Here is an 18190-nt window from a genome sequence, read left to right as displayed (position 1 = left end):
CGGCATGACTGAGTCGGACCGTCCGGACAACGCCGTGGCCGTCGTTGGACTGGCGCTGCGGGTCCCCGGGGCGTCGGACCCCGGCACCTTCTGGGCGAACATCGTCGCGGGCCGGGTCTGCCTGCCCGCCGCCCGGGAGAACCGCGCGGACCCGGCCGACGGACCGCTCGTCGCGGGCCAGATCGACCGCTACGAGCGGTTCGACGCCGAACTGTTCGGCATGACACACGCCCAGGCGGCGACCACCGACCCCCAGCACCGCGTGCTCACCGAACTGACGTGGGAGGCCCTGGAGGACGCCGGGATCGACCCCGAGCGCGATGACGGCCGGGTCGGTGTCTTCGTCGGCTGCGGACCCGACGACTATCTGCACCAGCACGTGCTGCGCGACGACCGCGTGGTGCGCGCCCAGGGCACCGAGCAGATCCTGTTCGGCAACTCCCGCGACTACCTCGCCACGGCGCTGTCGTACCGACTCGGCCTCACCGGCCCCAGCATGACGGTGCAGACGGCGTGCTCCACCTCCCTGGTCGCCGTCCACCAGGCCGTGCGCAGCCTGCTGACCTACGAGTGCGACATCGCCGTAGCGGGTGGCGTGACCGTCTTTCCCGTCGAGCGGCCCGAGTACCGGTGGTCCGAGGGCGGCATCTACGCACCGGACGGCCGCTGTCGCGCCTTCACCCGGGGCAGCGGCGGAACCGTTCCGTCCGGCGGGGCCGGCGTGGTGGTGCTGCGGCGCTCCGCCGATCTGCCGGAGCCGGGCCGCGCCGCGCGGGCGCACATCGTGGGCAGCGCCGTCAACAACGACGGCGCCGACCGCATGGCCATGTCCGCGCCGAGCCCGCGCGGGCAGGCCGAGGTGATCCGCGAGGCCCTGGAGGTCGCCGGTCTCGCCGCCGAGGACATCGGCTACGTGGAGGCGCACGGCACCGGCACGGTCCTGGGCGACCAGGTCGAACTGGCCGCGCTCGCCGAGGTGTACGGCGCCGCGACGCCGGGCTGTGCGATCGGCGCGGTCAAGCCGAACGTCGGCCACACGGACACCGCCGCCGGAGTGGTGGGGCTGATCAAGACGGTGCTGGCCCTCCAGCACGACACCGTGCCGCCGGTGCCCGCCCAGCCCGGCGACGGCGCGGACGCCGAATTGGGCGCGGCCAGGTTCTTCATCCCCCGCCAGGCCCGGCCGTGGAACGGGACGGTGCCGTCCCGCGCCGCCGTCAGCTCCTTCGGGCTCGGCGGCACCAACGCGCACGTGATCCTCGCCCCCGGTGCCGGCGGACCCGTCGCCGACGGCCCCCGGGCGGCCGGTGGGCCGGCCGCCTCCGACGAGCCGCGTGTGGCCGTGTTGACGGCCGCGACACCCGGCGCCCTGCGCGACCGCGCCCGGGACCTCGCCACCTGGCTGGACGGTCCCGGCGCGGACAGCGACCTCGACGACGTTCTCGGCACCCTCTGGCACGGGCGGCGCCACCTGGCGCACCGGGCCGCGACCGCCCTGCCCCCGGATCCCGAGCAGGCACACGCGGCACTGCGAAAGTACCTGGAGGAGGTGGCCGAGGGCGCGGACGTGCCACCCGCCCGGCCCGAGCCCACCGTGGCCGTCCTGCTGCCCGGGCAGGGCGTGCGGCTGTCCGCGGCCGACGCACCGGCCGACCGGGATCCGGCGTTCGCGGCCGACCTGACCCGGTTGCAGGACGCCGTGCTGCGCGCGGGCGGACCCGACCTGCGGGACTTCAGGACCTGGGACGGCGACGACCCCCGGCTGCTGGACACCGCGGTCGCACAGCCGCTGCTGTTCACCCTCGGCCTGGCTCACCTGTGGTGGCTGGAGCGCCGGGGCATACGACCCGGCATTCTCCTCGGACACAGCATCGGCGAGCTGACCGCCGCCGCGTACGCCGGGGTGTTCGACGTCGAGGACGCCGCGGCGGCCGTGGTCCGGCGCGGGGCCCTGATGGGCGAGGCCGCGCCCGGAGCGATGCTCGCCGTGCCGCTCGACGAGGCGGCCGCACGCGGGATCGTCGACGGGCTCCCCGCCGACCTGTGCGGTGTCAACGGCCCCGACGCCGTCGTCCTCGGCGGCGACCCCGCCACTGTCGCCGAGATCGAACGGCGATGCGCCGAGCGTGGGCTCGCCACTACCCGGCTGGCCACCTCCCACGCCTTCCACACCCGCTCGATGGATCAGGCCGCCGCCCGTTTCGAGGAGTTCCTGCGCGCGCTGCGGCTGTCCGCACCGCGCACCAGGGTGATCTCCAACGTCTCCGGTGCGGAGCTGACGCCCGGACAGGCCACCGACCCCGGCTACTGGGCGGCCCAGCTCCGCGGAACGGTACGGCTGGCCGACGGAGTCCGTACGCTGCTCGCCGGACCCTGCGACGTGGTCGTCGGTGTGGGCGGCAGCCGGTCGCTGACCAACCCGGTGCGCCAGGCGGCCCGTGCCCTGGGCACGGCACGACCACCCCGGATCGTCGAACTGCTCGGCGGCTCCGACCAGGACGTGACGCTCGCCCGCCACACCGCCCTGGCCCGGCTGTGGGCGGCCGGCTGCGCCGTCGACCTCGCGCCGCCCCGCCCGGACCGGCCCGCCCCGCTGCCGCGCTACCCGTTCGCGGACACCCGGCACTGGATCGACGCGCCCGACACACCGTCCGACGACGTGGGCGACGCCCCGCACGGCGTCCAGGAGACCGACCCTCCCGTCGCCGCCGACGGGCCGGCCGTCCCCGCCGCGCAGCCGGCCCCCGAGGCGAGCGAGATCGCCACCGTGATCACCGAGATCTGGCAGGACGCCTTCGGCGGTGCGCCCCTCGCCCCCGAGGACAACTTCTTCACCCTCGGCGGCACCTCGCTCCAGGCCGCTCAGCTCATCAACGTCATCAACGACACGCTGCTCCTCGCCCTGGTGCTCGGGGACCTGTACGAGCACTCGGACCTGGCCGCGTTCATCCACCGGGCCGAGGAACTGGCCGGCGAGCGCGACGACGAGGAACTCCTACGGCTGTTGAACGAGATCGAGGAAGTGCCGTGACCGACCTGTCCCGCCGCCTGGCCGCCCTCACCCCCGAACAGCGCAGGCTCCTCGGGCGCAGGCTCCAGCACCGCACGGCCCGCGAACCCGCCGAGGCCGCGGCCGCCGGCGCTCCCGAGCGGCAGAGCCTCTACTTCTTCGCGAGCGCCGACGCCGTCTCCGCACCGGAGTACTACCGCTTCGTCCTCGACGCGGCACGCCAGGCCGACACCGCAGGACTGCACGCCGTCTGGCTGCCGGAGCGCCACTTCGTGGACTTCGGCGGGCACTCGCCCAACCCGGCCGTCCTCGCCGCGGCCGTCGCCGTGCAGACCGAACAGGTGCAGATCCGGGCCGGCAGCGTCGCCGCCCCGCTGCACCACCCCGCGCGCATCGCCGAGGACTGGTCCGTCGTCGACAACCTCAGCGGCGGCCGGGCCGGTATCTCCTTCGCCAGCGGCTGGCATCCCGACGACTTCGTCCTCGCCCGCACCGACTACGCGCAGCGGCGCGAGACCACCCTGGGGATCATCGACCAGGTCCGGGCCCACTGGCGGGGCGAGAAAGTGAGCCACCCCACGACCGCGGGCGGCACCGCCGCCGTCCGCACCGGCCCCGCGCCCGTACGACGCGACATGCCCGTCTGGCTCACCTCGGCGGGCAACTCTGCCACCTTCGTCTCGGCCGCCCGCGCCGGGCTCGGCGTGATGACCGCGCTGCTCGGCCAGACGATGCCGCAGCTGCGGGAGAACATCGCCCACTACCGCGAGGAGTGGCGCCGCGCCGGCCACCCGGGGGACGGCGACGTGGTGGTCATGGTGCACGCCTACGTCAGCGAACGCGCCGACCTGGAGGACTTCCTGCGCCCCGCGATGCACGGCTATCTGAGGGCCTACCGGAGCCAGACCACCGCGCCCGGCGAGGACGAGACGCTGCTGCTGGAGAGCGCCTACCTCAACTACCTCGCCGGTCCCTCCCTGCTGGGACCGGCCGCCAAGGCGGCCGCCGTGCTCGGACAGCTGCGGGAGGCCGGCGCCGACGAGGTCGGCTTCCTGGTCGACTTCGGACTGCCCACCGCCGAGGTGCTGGCCGCCCTGCCCGCCCTGTTCTCCTGTGTCCCCGCGGAGCGTGCCCGATGACCGCAGCCGCCGACAAGGCCGCCCTCACGGCCCGGCTCGCGGGCCTCACCCCGCAGCAACGGGCCGCGCTGGCGGCACGGTTGTCCCGCAAGCGCCAGGGGCCGCCGCCACTCGCGCCGCGGACCGGGCCGCGCGACACGGCGCCGCTGGGCATGGACCAGGAACGCCTGTGGATCCTCGACCAGCTCTACCCCGGCACCGTCACGTACACCCTCGGCTTCGGACTGCGCTTCGTCGGTGAGTTCCACCGCGACGCGTTCGACGAGGCCGTGTCCACCGTGGTGGGCCGGCACGAACTGCTGCGCAGCACCGTCGAGGTGGACGGCGCGCAGCCACGGCTGCGCCTGCACCCGGACCGCGGCGCGGACCTCACCTACGCCGACCTGTCAGCAGGCCCGGCCGAGGAGAAGGAGCTGCGCCGCAGGGAGTTCGTACGGCAACAGGTGCGGCGCCCGTTCGACCTGTCCCGGGATCCGGTGCTGCGCATCGGCGTGGCCGACCTCGGTGGCGGCGACCACCAGATCGTCCAGACCATGCCGCACTCCTTCACCGACCAGTGGTCGTACGTGCGGCTCAACCGCGAACTGCTGGAGGCCTACCAGGCCCGGCTGGAGGGCCGGGAGCCCCAACTGCCGGACCTCCCCGTGCAGTTCGGCGACTACGCGCAGTGGCAGCGCGCGTACTTCGAGACCGAGTACGGCGAACGCCACCGCGCGTTCTGGCGCGAGTACCTCGCGGACGTACCGGACGTGCCCCTGCTGCCGTACGACCACCTGGTGGAGACCGAGGACCGGCTCGGTCGTCAGCACAACTTCGTGCTGGACAAGGGCACCGCCGCCGCGTTCATCAGCCGTGCCAAGGCCGCCCGCAGCACTGTCGCCAACGCCATGGCGGCGGCGTACGCGGCCCTGCTGTACGAGGAGAGCGGCGAGCGCGACATCCTGATCGGGGTGCCCAGCGTGACCCGCGGCCAGGCCGCGGTGCGGGATCTGGTCGGCTTCCTGCTCACCAATGTGCCGCTGCGGATCCGGCTGCCCGAGAACCCCACCCCGAACGACTTCCTGGCCGCGGCCCAGGCGGCGGGCGCGGCCGTCGCGGCCCACCACGAGACGCCGTTCGGGGAGATCGTCCGGGCCGCCGCTCCCGAGCGGACCGCACACGGCTATCCGCTGCTGCGCACCATGCTGGTCCACCTGGACCTGGCCGAGACGGTCTCCTACGAGGTGCCCGGCGCCACCGTCTACGCCAACGCCGTGCCCGAGGGCATCTCCTCGATGGACGTGACCGTCGCGTGGTGGCACCTCGGCGACCTGGTCTACGGCCGGTTCGAGTACCGTACCGCCCTGTTCGAGCCGGAGACCGTCGACCGGCTCGCCCGGCGGCTGCTGCAACTGGTCGAGCTCTTCGCCACCTCCCCGGACACCCCGCTCGTGAGCCCCGCAGCCCTGGCCCGTGACACCGTCGCAGCCGCCTGGCGCGAGGCGCTCGACCGGGACATCGCCGGACCGGACGACGGCTTCGCCGCGAGTGGAGGCACGCCGCTGCTGTCCGCACGGCTGGCCCGGCTGCTGCGCGGCGCGGGTTTCGACGCGGGCCCCCGGGACATCGCGCCCGGCACCACGCTCGCCGAACTGACCACACGGCTCCTGGCTCGCGGGAACCCGCTGCGCCCGGGCACTGCGCCGGACACCGCGGTACCCGGTGCGGTCGGGGTCTCGGAGGGTCACCTGGAGCGCCTCTTCGCCGACGTGAGCGGCGCCCCGGTCCGCGACGTCCCGCCCCCCACCAGTCAGGAAGACACCCCATGACCACTGCCGCGGAACCCGAGCGAGTGGCGCCACACCGTCGGCCGCTGTTCGTACTGCTCCTGGCGCACTACCTGTCGTCGTTCGGCAACGCCATCACGGTGATCACCGTCCCGCTGTACGTCCTCCACACCACCGGCAGCTCCGTGTCCACCGGACTGGCCGGCTTCGCCAACACCCTTCCGCTGATCTTCGCGGGAGCCGTCGGCGGGGTGTGGATCGACCGCGTCGGCGGCAAACGAATGAGCGTGCTGAGCGATGTCGTCGCGGGCGTCTCCATCGGACTGGTCCCGCTCCTCGACAACACGGTGGGGCTGCCGCTGCCCGTCCTGATGGGGCTGCTCTTCGGCCGCAGCCTGGGCTCCACGCCGACCGGCGCCGCACGGCAGAGCCTCATCAAGCCGCTCGCTGAGCGGGGCGGGGTCCGGCTGGCCAGCGCCAACTCCTGGATGCAGGGCGCTCCCAGGCTCGGTCTGCTGGTCGGCGCACCGCTGGCCGGCCTGCTGATCGCCGTGTCCGGACCAGTGACCGGCATGTACATCGACTCCGCGTCCTTCCTGCTCTCCGCCCTGCTGGTCGCGGTCGGGGTGCCCCACAGTCCCTCTCCCGGCTCCGCCGCGCAGCGCCGGGAGGGATTCCTGCGGCAGCTCACCGAGGGCGCCAAAGTGGTCCGCGGAATACCCGTGGTCGGCGCCATGACGGCGTTCGTCTTCGTCACCAACTTCCTCGATGACGCCTTCACCCCGGTCATCCTGCCGGTCTACTCGGACCAGGTGCTCGGCAGCGGCCAGTACCTGGGCTGGCTGGTAGCCGCCTCCGGTTGCGGCGCAGTCGTCGGCACGTTCGGCTACAGCCCCGCCAGTGCCCGGTGGCTCACCAGCCATCGCTGGACCCTGCTCGGCTGCTTCCTGGTCATCGGCGCCCTGCGTCTGAGCCTCGCGGGCATGCCGGGCGTGGTGCTGAGCATCGTGATCTCCTTCCTGCTCGGCCTCGCGGCCGGACCGCTCAACCCGGCGCTGTCCACGGTGATGATGGAGAAGGTTCCAGCAGCGGTCTTCGGCCGGGTCTTCGCCCTCACCTCCGCCGTCGGGATGAGCGCCGCCCCGATCGGCATCCTCGTGGCCGGCTGGTCGATCGACGGCATCGGGCTGCGCGGAACCCTCCTGTGCTTCGGCGTCACGTACATCGTCCTGGTGCTCGTCTCGCTGCGCAGCCGCGCGCTGCGCGACATGGACGTCCCGTCTGCGCCGGCCGAGGAGTCCTCGGACACCGACAAGGAGATGGTTCGTGAGTGACGACGCACCGGTCCGGGTGCAGCGGGCCTCCGCGCTGGAACGGCAGTTCTGGGTCGGCGAGCAGATCGCGCCGTCGACCCGGGCCAACCGGGCCCTGGCCCGGATCCGCGCCGACGGTCCGGTCGAGCACGGTGCGCTGGGGGCGGCGCTGAGCGCGGTCGCCGCCCGCCACGAGGCGCTGCGCACCGCCTTCGTCGTCGAGCGGGGGGAGCTGGTGCGCAGGGTGCTCCCGCCCCGGGACGTCCCGCCGCCGCTGTACCTGCCCGCGGGAACCGGCAGCCACGACGCGACCGCCGCCCTGCTGGCCGACGACTCGCTGGACCTTGCCGCGGGACGGCTGTTCCGGGCCGCCGTGGCACCGGACGACTTGGGGGCCACGCTCTACCTGTTGGTGCATCACATCGCCTTCGACGGGATGTCCCAGGAGATCTTCGCCGGCGACCTGGCCCGCGCCTACGCCTTGGCCGTCAAGGGCGAGGACCCCGTGCTGCCCGTCCGCGAACGGGCGGAGCCCGCCGCCCTGGCTCCCGCCCGGCGCGCCGAACTCGCCGCCCACTGGCGGACGATGCTCGACGGGGCGGCCGATCTGCCCCTCCCGGGTTCCGCCGTCGGCCCCAGCCAGCGGCAGCTGGCCCAGGCCGAACTGGCGGAGGACAGCCTGGAGTTACCGGCGGGCACCTGGCGGGCGGTGCGTGCCCGCGCCCGGCGCGGCGGCTGCTCGCCGTACGCCGTGCTGCTGGCGGCCCTCGGCCGGGCACTGGCCGAACTCACCGGCGGCGCCGGCTTCTGCGTCGGAACGCCGGTGGCCGCGCGTACGCCCGACCAGAGCGACGAGATCGGCTACCTGACGAACACACTGCCCGTGCGTATGTCCGAACTGTCCGGTCCCGGAGTCGTCGAACGGGTCTGGGGGTCCCTGCGCGAGAGCGTCATCGGTTCCGCGCTGCCGTGCGACGAGATCATCCGTGCCGCGCGGACGACGCCCGGCCGGCGGATGCCCGTCTACCAGGCACTGTTCGCCTTCGAGAACTGGGAGCGGGCGGAACACCCCGCGGGCCCGGTGCGGATCCGCGCCCTCCCCGTCCCACCCGTCGGCGGGCACGCGGAGATCCAGCTCCAGGTGACCGAGCTGCCCGCCGGCCCCCTGCACTGCGTCGCCCAGGCCCCGCTCAGCAGCCCCTGGCAGGGCCGGTCGACCGCCCTGCTGCACGCCTTCGACGACCAGCTCGGCCTCCTGTGCGCCGACGCGGCCACCCGTTCCCTCGGCCAGGAGAACACGGTATGACCACCTCAGTGATGTGCCTGCCCTACGCGGGCGCGGGCGCGGGCGTCTACCGTCCCTGGCAGCTTCAGGAGTCCGCCGTACTGCGCGCCGTACCCATCCAGGTCCCCGGCCGCGAGCGGGAGTACGGCAAGCCGTTCTACCGTGACTTCTCCGAGGCCGCCGCCGGAACCGCGCGGCGCGTCCGGGAAGCCGCCTCGGACGGACAGCCGTTCATCGTCTTCGGGCACAGTTTCGGCGCGCTGCTCGCCTACGAGGCCGTCCGGCACCTGGTCGACACCGGCGGCCCGCTGCCGGGGCACCTGGTGGTCAGCGGCTCCGTCAGTCCCTCGCACCGGCAGGCCGAACGGCTCGACGGGGACGACGAGGAGGTCGTAGCGCGAGCCAGGGCCATCGCGTGCCGGGACATCCCGGAGTACGCCGACCCCCGGCTGCGGGACATCCTGCTGCCGGTCATGAGGGCGGACGTGAACCTGCTGGCCGATTACACGCCCCCCGCCCGCGATCCGCTGCCCGTCCCCATCACCGCGATCCGCGGCGACCGGGACCACCTGGTGCCCGAGAAGGAGTGGCTGGACTGGGAGGCCTTCACCTCCGCCGGCTTCGACGTCGTCGAGTTCGCCGGGGGACACATGTACGTGACGGACTGGTGGCCGGAGCTGTGGAAGACACTGGAGCGACTGGTGTGAACTCCCCCGGGGGCGACCTGTGCACACCCGGTGCCGGAGGCGTGCCGACTCCCCGTGACTGAGCCGACGCCCCTGTTCGAGGTGCGAGTTCGCCCCGCATCCAGCTGCCACTGCCCTCCGTCCCTCGCCGTACCGCCCGGAAGCCGCGAAGAACAGGACGTGTCCGATGGAACCCGCCACTCTCGTCGACCTTTTCGCCGCCAGCGCCGAACGCCACCCCGAGCGCATCGCGCTGGATGTGCGGGACACCGCGCTCACCTACCGGCAACTGGACACCGCGGCGGCCCGGATGGCCGCCGTCATGGCCCGGCGGCTGCCGGACCGCCCGGCCAGGATCGGACTGCTCGCGGCCCGCAGCCTCACCACCTACACCGGCTATCTTGCCGCGCTCCGCCTCGGCGCGGCCGTCGTCCCGCTCAATCCGTCCTTCCCGGCCGGCCGGCTCCGCGCCATCGCGGACATGACGGATCTGGACCTGATCGTGGTCGACGAGTACGCCACGGCACGGGCCGGTGAACTGGCCACCGCGGAGAGCGGGGACGGGACGGAGGGCCGGAAGCTGCCTCCCCTGGTCACCTTCACCGAGGCCGAGGCGGCCGGCGCAGTGGCGGACGGCGAGGACGAGGTGCGGCCGGCTCCCGTCACGCGGGTGTCGCCGGAGGACGTCGCGTACATCCTCTACACCTCTGGTTCCACGGGCCGGCCCCGGGGTGTGCCGATCCGGCATGCGCGCGTGGTGCCGACGCTGCGCTGGCTGGTCGAGTACAACGCCTTCACACCCGAGTCCCGGGTCTCGCAGAACGTGGAGATCTCCTTCGACGTCGCGGTCTTCGAACTCTTCGCCGCCTGGGCGGGCGGCGGCGCCCTGGTGGTGCCCCGGCCCAACGACGTCGTACGGCCGGCGCCGTACGTGAACGCCAAGCGGATCACGCACTGGTTCTGCGTTCCGTCGGTGGGCGGCATCGCCGCCCGCACCGGAGCGCTGGCACCGAACTCGATGCCGTCGCTGAAGGTCGTCATGTTCGGTGGCGAGCGGCTCCTCGCCGAACAGGCCGAGCAGTGGGCCGCGGCGGCGCCGGGGGCACGGCTGTGGAACCTGTACGGGCCGACCGAGGTCGCGATCGTCTGCTCGGGGCAGGACCTCGGCGGGAAGGGGTCGTTGCTCGCGGCGGGCGCCAACGGGACCCTGCCGATCGGCGAGGTGCCGTCGCACCTGGACCATGTGATCCTCGACGACGAGGGTGAGCCCGCCGAGACGGGCGAGCTGTGCGTCCGGGGAGTCCAGCGCTTCGACGGCTACCTCGACCCCGCCGACGACGTGGGCCGTTTCGTGGAGTGGAGCCCGGGGCGGCCGGCGGTGGTTCACGACGGCACTGCGCCGCTGACCCGGGACCTCTGGTACCGCACCGGCGACCGGGTGCGCCGGGAGAACGGTGCCCTGGTCCACCTGGGCCGCCTCGACCACCAGGTCAAACTGCGCGGCCACCGCATCGAGCTGGGGGAGGTCGACGCGGCCCTGGCCCGGCACCCCGCCGTGCGCGACGCGGTCGCGGTGGTGCAGGAGCACGAGAGCGATGCCGAGTTGGTCGCCTATTACACGGGCGAGGCGATCTCGCAGAGCGATCTCACCGTGTTCCTGCGCGCCCGGCTGCCCGTCTACATGATTCCGAGGCGGTTCACGCATCTGCAGAAGCTGCCGCTCAACGCCAACGGCAAGGTGGACCGCACCGCTTTCGCGGCCGGACCGCACGCCGCGGCGCAGACCGGCTGAGATCCGGATTCCAGGGAGACATGACATGACCGCAACCCCGTCGCCCCTGCCCGTCCCACCACGGCTCACCACGCCCACGGGACCGCGCGGAGCGGATCAGCCATGGTGGAACACCCAGCTCGGCTCGGCCATGCCCTTTTCCCGCTACGAGCGGCCCGGCGCCCGACTGCCGCTTGCTCTGACGGACCGCACCTGGCCGTCGAAGTCCCTGGACAGGGCCCCGCTGTGGGCGTCGGTCGACCTCCGGGACGGCAACCAGGCGCTGCGCGACCCCATGGACATCAGGCGGAAGAGGGCGATGTTCGACCTGCTCGTCCGCATGGGCTTCAAGGACATCGAGGTGGGATACCCCTCGGCCAGCGAAGCGGATTTCTCGTTCGTCCGCACGCTGATCGAGGAGGACCTCGTCCCGGACGACGTGACGATGACCGTGTTCACACCGGCCCGGCCCGACCTGATCGACCGGACCTTCGAGGCCGTCGACGGGGCGGACCGGGCAGTGGTGCATCTCTGTCATGCCACCGCCTGCCTGTGGCGCGAGGTCGTCTTCGCGATGACCACCAACGAGGTCGAGGAGCTGGCGGTCCGGGCAGCAGGGCACGTCGCCCGGCGCGCGGACGCCGCCAAGGGAACCCGGCTGCGTTTCCAGTACTCACCGGAGACGTTCAACGTGACCGAGCCGGAGTTCGTCCTGCGACTGTCGAACACCGTCGCCGCGCTGTGGGACGCGAGTCCGGACCGCCCGGTCACGCTCAATCTGCCGACCACGGTGGAGACCGACTCCCCCAACGTGTTCGCCGACCAGGTCGAGTGGATGCACCGCAACCTGGACAACCGGCGGTCGGTCATCCTCTCCGTCCATCCGCACAACGACCGGGGCACCGCGGTCGCCTCCGCGGAGCTGGCCGTCATGGCGGGCGCCGAGCGGATCGAGGGCACGCTCTTCGGCAACGGGGAACGCACGGGCAACGTCTGCCTCGCGACACTGGCGCTGAACCTCTTCAGCCAGGGAGTCGATCCCCAGCTGGACTTCTCGGACATCGACGGGATCCGCCGCACGGTCGAGTTCGCCAACCAGCTGCCGGTGCCGCCCCGTCACCCGTACGCCGGCGACCTCGTCCACACGGCCTTTTCCGGCACGCACCAGGACGCCATAGCCAAGGGCCTGGCCGCGATCGGGCGCCGTGCCGCCGAAGCGGGCACGCCTGCCACCGCGCTGCCCTGGGGCGTCCCTTACCTGCCCATCGATCCGCAGGACGTCGGCCGGACGTACGAGTCCGTCGTGCGGGTCAACAGCCAGTCCGGGAAGGGCGGGGTGGCGCACGTGCTCAACACCGCGTACGGGCTGGACCTGCCGCGCACGATGCGGGTGGAGTTCGGCCGCCGTGTCCAGCGTGCCGCGGACCACGGCGGCGGCGAGCTCACCTCGCGCGAGCTGCACGCCCTCTTCACCGAGGAGTACCTGGAGTTCGACCGGCCGCGGCTCATGCTCAAGGAGTTCCGAACAAGGCCCGGTGCCGTCGGCGTCACCCTCGTCGCCATGGTCGTCCTCGCGAACGGCGAGGAGCGGCGACTGACCGCCGACGGAGCCGACGCGGCCACCGCCTTCGCCGCCGCCCTGGCGGGCATCGGCATCACCGTGCAGCGCCCGGAACTGACCTGCCACGCGCTGCCCGACACCGTCGGTGCCCGCTTCGCCGCCTACGCGCGGGTCACCGTCGACGGCACGGTCCACCACGGCGCCGGCATCACCGACGACGCGGAACTGGCCCGGTTGACGGCCGTGGTCTCCGCGGTCAACCGGGCACACGGATGACGCCTTGTCCGGCCTGCCGTGTTCTCGCGAAACCTACGCTCATTTTCCCTGGGTCACGTCACCCTGCCCTGGTCAGCGCACCAGCGCCGCTGCCACGGTGGGCGGCAGCACGTCACACAGGTCCGTGACCCGGACGTGGTCGGCGTGGCGCGCCGTGAACTGCGCGACCGAGACGTCGAGGGGGCCGAAGGACTCCTCGAACACGCGGCGCGCGTGCGGGGTGCGGTCCAGCGCCCAGGCCGCCGTCGACCTTGAGGTGCGCAGGAACCGGCCGGGCTCGGGCCCGACGACGAACAGTTCGGCGTGACGGCCCGTGCGGTCGGCGGCCAGCATGACCAGGTCCTTGAACGTCTGCCGCTTGCGCATGGCGTCCGCGCCGCGCCATCGCGCGAGTTTGAACTCCGCCACGCGCCGGTTCGTCTCCAGGTCGAACGGCCGGTTCGGGTCGTTGCCGGCGGCCAGCGAAGGACGTACGGCGATCTCCTCTCCGTCCTCCAGGAGATGCGGCAGCGCCAGCACGATCCCGGCCGCGTGAATGAGGTCGTTCAGCCGGCCGAGGCTCTCACGAACCGTCAAAGCTGCCACCATCAGTTCCGCACTGATGCCTTGGGCGGCGGCCACGTCACCGATCTCCTCCGCGGGTCTGCCCGCCAGGCCCCGCTCCAGTGAGGCTATGGCCGCGGTCAGCGGCTCGGCGCCCAGGAAGTCCGCCAGCACCGCGACGGCCTCACCCAGTCGAGGAGCATCCGCGCCATCAGCCGCTTCGTGTGTCATGAACGGCATTGTGCCCGAGGGCACTTCGCCCGGCGGGGCTGGAAGGTGGTCGGCAGGCGGCGGTGTCGGGCGAGCCAGGAGCCGGATCGGTGTGGGGCAGGCAGGCACACGGCAGCCCCAGGCGTCGGTCCGGCATCAGGCCCAGCGCGATCTCGTGTCGCCTTCGCGGCGCGGCTCGAAGCAGTACCGCGCCGGGCCGACTGCGTGACGACTCAACAGTGGGCCCTGCGAACGGCCACAGATGGGTACTGCGCCCGATGGGTTTCGCTCCGCACATCGGCCACGGTGAGGACATGACCCGGCCACTGTGATCTCTCCGATCCCACTGCCCCTGAACCTGCTGACCGGCAGGCCACTTGCGTACGCCACCCATCTGTCGGCCGCCCTTGAAAGGGAGGACCTGCCATGTCACTCGACACGCCCCGGACCGAAGTCCGGCTTGAGCGGTTGACGGCGCACGAGGCCCGTCAGCGCCTGGAGGGTCTGTACGAGCAGCGCCCCTTCCGCGAGGAACAGCTCCAGCGACTCACAGCCGCCCACGTCGAAGCGGCCCTGACACGAATGGACCAAGGCACTTACGGCGCCCGCCATTTGTGCCGCGAGCCCATCGACCGCGTGCGGATCGTGCCGCAGGCCGGCTGCTGCGCACGCTGCCGGCCTGCACCCCGGGAGGCCGGACAATGACCACCCCACCCCGCCCCCGTGCCCTGGCTGCCCCGAGCCGGCCCTGGCCTCTGTACCGCCGGTGTTCCGGCATCGCCCTCGACCTCGGCAGCGTCCGCACCCGCGCCTGGGTGTCCGGCCGCAGTGCGATCCTCGACGCACCCACGGTGACCGCCCCCGGCGACGGCGCCCTTCACCCCGTGCGGCGCGGCGCCATCGTCGACACCCCGGCAACCGCCCGGATGCTCAACCGCCTGCTCGGCCACCGCCTGCCCCGCTTCGGCTGCCGCCTGATCGTCCTGACCACGCCCGCGTTGGGCGGCCTCGCCTTCCGTACCGAGGCCCGCAGCGCGCTGCAGACCCTACGGCCGCACACCGTTCTGACCGTCCCCTCCGCCCGAGCCGTCGCCACGGTCGCCGGTGCCGATCTGACCCGGCCTCTGCTCGTGGTGGACATCGGCGCCCATGTCACCGAGGTCGTCCTGCTCGCCGACGGCACCGTGACCGACGCCCGCCGTGCCGTCCTGGGTACCAGCGACCTGGACAGCCTGACCCCGCCCACGCAGATCGCCGACGCGGTCACCGCGATGGTCGCCGCGATGCTGGAACAGGACCACACCCCGCAGACACTCGACGCCCTGCAGCGAGGCGTACTCCTGGCCGGCGGTGGCGCGCTGCGCCCCGACATCACCCACCGCATCACCCGACAGCTGCACAACCCGGTCCAGCCCGTGCCCGCCCCGCACACCGCGGCGGTCCGCGGCGCGGCCACACTCCTCCCTACGTGAACCCGCTCAGCGCTTCAGGACTGGCGAGGACTCCATCCCGCTGCACAGCGACGCCGTGTCACAGGCGGCAGGCCGGTCACGGAGAGGAACGCCGTTGGTACGCAGCACGTCGCGAACGTCGATGATCAGGGGGAAGACCTCGTGATTGCGGTCCTCGCCCTGTTCATCCCACGCCCGCTGTTCGGCTTCGACGGCCATGCGGTCCTCTGCGAACACGCGCTCCGTGAACCGCCTGATGAACGGCCAGGCCAGATGAAGGGCGCCGGGGATCCGAGGCCTCTCGATCATGAGCAGGCCGTAGGCGTGACACGTCCGCTGCTCCGCGTCCTCGGGTACGTACGCGGCCCAGAGGCAGAAGGCCGGCCGTTCGGCCCTCTCGGGGACCAGGTCGAGTGTCTGATAGGGGTACTCGGTGCGGATGGTCATGACATCGCGGGAGTCGCCGCCGCCGATGCCTTCGGCAGCCAGCAGGCCGGCGCTGCGGTTCCGTTTCCCCCCGGCGTGGGTGAAGAGGTACCTGGCCTCCACCGACCGTTCGCCGGTCCGGGATTCCAGCAGCTCGGGGTGGAGCTTGCCGACGACACCCCGGTGGAGGAACTGGTGGTTCATGTCGAGGAGGTTCTCGTGCATGAACGAGTAGTGACAGCGGATGGTCCGCGAGAAGGTCATGGTCTTGTAGCTCGGTGAGCTGAAGGCCGGCAGCTCGGGCAGCGCAGTGGCATCCGCCTTCTCCGGGTCACCGGGGAAGACGAACACCAGGCCGTACGCCTCACGGACCGGGTAGCCGCGGACGCCGCGCGGCGGTCGGCCGTCGCCTTTGGACAGGTAGGGGATCTGCGAGATGCGGCCGTCACCGCGATAGGCCCAGGCGTGATAGCAGCAGCGGAGTGTCTCGCCCTCCACGACGCCCATGCTCAGTGGGACCTGCCGGTGCGCGCACCGGTCCTCCAATGCGTAGACGGCACCGCTCCGTCCGCGGAAGAGCGCGATGCGCTCACCAGCGAACGCGGTCGCGAGAACCCGCCCGCTACGCAGGCGCCTGGACAACCCGACCGGGTACCAGAAGTCCGGGTTCGCGCCTACACGCCGAAGATCCGCCAAGCCCGGGACCGGATCGCGATGTCCCGAGGACCTACGGATCCCGGCCCCGGTGGCAAGCGGTGCGACCCTGTCGGGGTCGTGCTCGGACATACCTCGCTCCCTCGCATCTGGGACTACCGGCACGAAAGATCGCGGGTCACGCCGAGCGTCACCGGCCCCTCCGGTGCAGCAGACAGGGCCCCAGCGCCCTCATTCTGATCGCTGCCCGCCTCCTGTGCCGGACCAGTGCGTCCGGACGGGTGCGCGCCGTACCGGGCCGAGGAGTGTCCGCGGAGCAGCACCGGGCACCCAGCCTTCAGAAGCATCGGAATCCCGGCCGCTGCGTCGTGCTCATACGGCGTTCTCCGCTGCCCGGCACGTCGGGCAGGTCAGTCGGCGGGCGGGCTGGTCGTGGATCACCTTGCCAGGATTCGCGGGCTCACGAATCTGCTCGGTCTCGGTGCGTACATGGTCGACGCAGAGAGCGGCCCCGCAGACGCTGCAGACAGCTACCGCAGCCACCGCGATTCCCTGCTGGACGCATTCGAAGCAGTGCATCAGACCGGACCCTTCAGTCTGCGGCCGGGAGGGTGCGCATCGCGCCCCTCCTCCCCGCCCAGGGTGTCCCCCCAGAAAGACGGCCGCAACAAAGCGGAGCTCGGTCCTCGGGTGATCGCCGTACGCGTCCGGGCAAGGCGGCCGGCCATCAGCACAGCGTGTGGCGAGCTGTCCGTTCTCACGGATGACGGCATATGGCAGGCTCTGACAGGCTGTTCTTGCAGTCATGTCCTGCACAGAAAGTCGACCCTCTTGTCCACCAAGCCGTCTGCAAGCGCCAATCCGGCCTTCAGCGTCCGCGTCCACGTCCCCGAGCGCGCGCTGCACCTCGTGAAGGCGGTCGTCGCAGACGCGCCGGGCGCGGTCAGTGAGCGCACCGACCCACCCGATGCCACCGGCGCGTACCGAGTGCTGCTGGATGCCGACAGCGGCTCGACACTGGCCTGGCTGACCGACGCTCTGCGGGACCGACTGGGAGCGGATCTGCTGCTGTGTGAGGACCTGGTGTTCGCCGCCGCCTCCACCGGCAAACTCAGCCTGAACGTCCGCGCCGCCACGGCCACCGAACACGATGTCGCGTTGCTGGACGCGGACGCCGACCGCCGGGTGATCAAGCATTTGGTCGACCACCCCGAACACGTCAACCGCTTCACCGGCCGCGCGCACCGCGTGGCGCTCATATCCGATGCGAGCGCGGTCCTGGACTTCGAGCGCCTGCCCGCGCCGGCTGCCTTGCCGGCGGTGGAATCCCAGGCTGTCCACCTGCGTCGCGCAACAGGCCTGGACATCCTGCCTCTGCCCGTCGCCGTCGAAGCTCCCGGCGACCTGGCGACCGCTGTCCGGCTCCTCGCCCCAGGCGTCATCGCAGCCGTCCTCATCCACACCCGCATCGATCACGTCCACGCGGCTCAGGCCGCCCTCACCGACCATCCCGTGCTGCTGCTGAACTCGATAAACGACGGGCTCGTCGTGGCCACCGCCGCCGCGGCTTGCACCACGCTGTGGCGGCACGAGGTCGACGTACGCAGGGCCCGGGTGGTGTGCGTGTCCGCAAACCCGGTCGGTGACCTGGGCGGTCTCCTCCTGGCCAGCGGAGTCACCGACCTCACGTTCTACGATCCGCTCGCCCAGGGAATTCACGCCCTTCACGAGCTGGCTGACCGGACAGACCTGATCATCGACCTGTTCGGACTGCTCTCCCCACCGCCCGGTATCCCGGTCCTGCACGCACGCCCGGAAACGCCACCGCCGTTCGCCGCAGCCGCCACCGGCCCCCGCCCCTTGCACGCCCTTCCCGGCCTGCTGAACGCCGCGGTCGCCACCGGCAAACCCGTCACCGCCCGCGCCCGCATCGCGGCGGTGCGCGCCCTCATCGAGCGGACACAACCAGGCCAGACACTGCCCCCGCTCGATCATCCGGGCCTCACTGCGGCCGTCACCTCGGCCGCCGTCAATGCCCTCACACGCGCTTCGGGCGGGCGTTGAGCCGCAGCGGCAGCGTGCTCTTGATGTCACTGTTC

Annotated in this window: 14 protein-coding genes; 10 read left to right on the top strand and 4 right to left on the bottom strand. The window is 72.3% G+C overall.

Going from position 1 to position 18190, the window contains the following annotated elements; all coding sequences use genetic code 11:
• Positions 1-4: 4 nt before the first annotated feature.
• The 8 genes from ACZ4UU_RS37040 to ACZ4UU_RS37005 all read left to right on the top strand — a co-directional run bounded on the left by ACZ4UU_RS37040 (position 5) and on the right by ACZ4UU_RS37005 (position 12807).
• Complete coding sequence (locus ACZ4UU_RS37040) at positions 5-3031, top strand: type I polyketide synthase (protein ID WP_471907806.1); 3027 nt, start codon at positions 5-7, stop codon at positions 3029-3031.
• The gene (locus tag ACZ4UU_RS37035; protein WP_471907805.1) at positions 3028-4149 is read left to right on the top strand and encodes a MupA/Atu3671 family FMN-dependent luciferase-like monooxygenase; all 1122 of its coding nucleotides are present in this window, start codon (positions 3028-3030) and stop codon (positions 4147-4149) included. The genes ACZ4UU_RS37040 and ACZ4UU_RS37035 overlap by 4 nt, the downstream gene beginning before the upstream one ends.
• A complete protein-coding gene (locus tag ACZ4UU_RS37030; protein WP_471907804.1) occupies positions 4146-5957 on the top strand; it encodes a condensation domain-containing protein in 1812 nt (603 codons plus the stop codon). The genes ACZ4UU_RS37035 and ACZ4UU_RS37030 overlap by 4 nt, the downstream gene beginning before the upstream one ends.
• On the top strand, positions 5954-7249 hold the full coding sequence (locus ACZ4UU_RS37025) for an MFS transporter (RefSeq protein WP_471907803.1): 1296 nt from the start codon (positions 5954-5956) through the stop codon (positions 7247-7249). The genes ACZ4UU_RS37030 and ACZ4UU_RS37025 overlap by 4 nt, the downstream gene beginning before the upstream one ends.
• Positions 7242-8534 carry a condensation domain-containing protein gene (locus tag ACZ4UU_RS37020; protein ID WP_471907802.1) on the top strand — a complete coding sequence of 431 codons (1293 nt, stop codon included), beginning with the start codon at positions 7242-7244 and terminating at the stop codon, positions 8532-8534. Before ACZ4UU_RS37025 ends, ACZ4UU_RS37020 begins: the two co-directional genes overlap by 8 nt.
• Positions 8531-9220, top strand: coding sequence for a thioesterase II family protein (locus tag ACZ4UU_RS37015; protein WP_471907801.1), 690 nt, complete (start codon positions 8531-8533; stop codon positions 9218-9220). The genes ACZ4UU_RS37020 and ACZ4UU_RS37015 overlap by 4 nt, the downstream gene beginning before the upstream one ends.
• Positions 9221-9386: 166 nt before the next feature.
• Positions 9387-10991, top strand: a complete 1605-nt coding sequence (locus ACZ4UU_RS37010; protein WP_471907800.1) for an amino acid adenylation domain-containing protein — start codon at positions 9387-9389, stop codon at positions 10989-10991.
• A 25-nt stretch (positions 10992-11016) separates the two neighbouring features.
• On the top strand, positions 11017-12807 hold the full coding sequence (locus ACZ4UU_RS37005; RefSeq protein ID WP_471907799.1) for a 2-isopropylmalate synthase: 1791 nt from the start codon (positions 11017-11019) through the stop codon (positions 12805-12807).
• Between the two features lie 72 nt (positions 12808-12879).
• On the opposite strand, the gene ACZ4UU_RS37000 is transcribed toward ACZ4UU_RS37005, so the two are convergent.
• Positions 12880-13581, bottom strand: coding sequence for a PE-PGRS family protein (locus tag ACZ4UU_RS37000; RefSeq protein WP_471907798.1), 702 nt, complete (start codon positions 13579-13581; stop codon positions 12880-12882).
• Between the two features lie 408 nt (positions 13582-13989).
• A complete protein-coding gene (locus tag ACZ4UU_RS36995; RefSeq protein WP_471907797.1) occupies positions 13990-14151 on the bottom strand; it encodes a hypothetical protein in 162 nt (53 codons plus the stop codon).
• 110 nt (positions 14152-14261) lie between these two features.
• On the opposite strand from ACZ4UU_RS36995, the gene ACZ4UU_RS36990 reads away from it, so the two are divergent.
• The gene (locus ACZ4UU_RS36990) at positions 14262-15032 is read left to right on the top strand and encodes a hypothetical protein (protein ID WP_471907796.1); all 771 of its coding nucleotides are present in this window, start codon (positions 14262-14264) and stop codon (positions 15030-15032) included.
• 6 nt (positions 15033-15038) lie between these two features.
• On the opposite strand, the gene ACZ4UU_RS36985 is transcribed toward ACZ4UU_RS36990, so the two are convergent.
• Positions 15039-16223: a Rieske 2Fe-2S domain-containing protein gene (locus tag ACZ4UU_RS36985; RefSeq protein WP_471907795.1), complete on the bottom strand. Its 1185-nt coding sequence runs from the start codon at positions 16221-16223 to the stop codon at positions 15039-15041.
• A gap of 240 nt (positions 16224-16463) precedes the next feature.
• Positions 16464-16670 (bottom strand): DUF2180 family protein, encoded by a 207-nt coding sequence (locus ACZ4UU_RS36980; protein WP_471907794.1) that lies wholly within the window; start codon positions 16668-16670, stop codon positions 16464-16466.
• A gap of 252 nt (positions 16671-16922) precedes the next feature.
• Between ACZ4UU_RS36980 and ACZ4UU_RS36975 the strand changes: the two genes are divergently transcribed.
• Positions 16923-18155, top strand: coding sequence for a malic enzyme-like protein (locus tag ACZ4UU_RS36975; RefSeq protein ID WP_471907793.1), 1233 nt, complete (start codon positions 16923-16925; stop codon positions 18153-18155).
• The last annotated feature ends 35 nt before the right edge of the window (positions 18156-18190 follow it).

This window comes from Streptomyces sp. NPDC028907, from assembly GCF_055564995.1.
Note: the sequence above shows the minus strand (reverse complement) of the source record. Positions and strands in the feature narration are given on the sequence as shown.